At 63.8% G+C, this 401-nt stretch carries 1 protein-coding gene; it reads left to right on the top strand.

Annotated elements, in window-relative coordinates; all coding sequences use genetic code 11:
* On the top strand, positions 1 to 204 hold a 204-nt coding region (locus tag ACW73L_RS22190; RefSeq protein ID WP_498924716.1), incomplete at its 5' end, for a hypothetical protein.
* Positions 205 to 401: the final 197 nt, after the last annotated feature.

Here is a 401-nt window from a genome sequence, read left to right as displayed (position 1 = left end):
GGCGGCTCGGTATCGGCCTGGATCCTTGTCTGGGAGCCGCCGGTCCAGCGTCCACCATCCGGGGTTCAGAGAAGTCCGTGGATCGTCGGCAGCATCGAAAGCGTGGTCAAGCCGAAGCGCTCGCGCATGATCGAAACGGCCGCCGGCTCCGAATCGCGGATCATGCCGGAACCGCCGCCCGGGCGTCGTCGCGACCCCTGCTGACATCCGGCGTCCGATTCCTCTCCCAGTTGCGCGCGGTTCTCGCGCATGTGGATCCGGGGCGATTGCTATTCTCGTTGCGTCCGATCACGGCACATCTCGGGACCGGACATCGCACCAGAATGTATTCATTATGCATCCAGCGCATCAGCCATGAGCATTGCCCGAACGTCGCAAGAATCTCGGCTGGACCCAGCGTG

This window comes from Methylolobus aquaticus (assembly GCF_054172105.1).
This window is presented reverse-complemented; position numbering and strand designations above follow the sequence as displayed.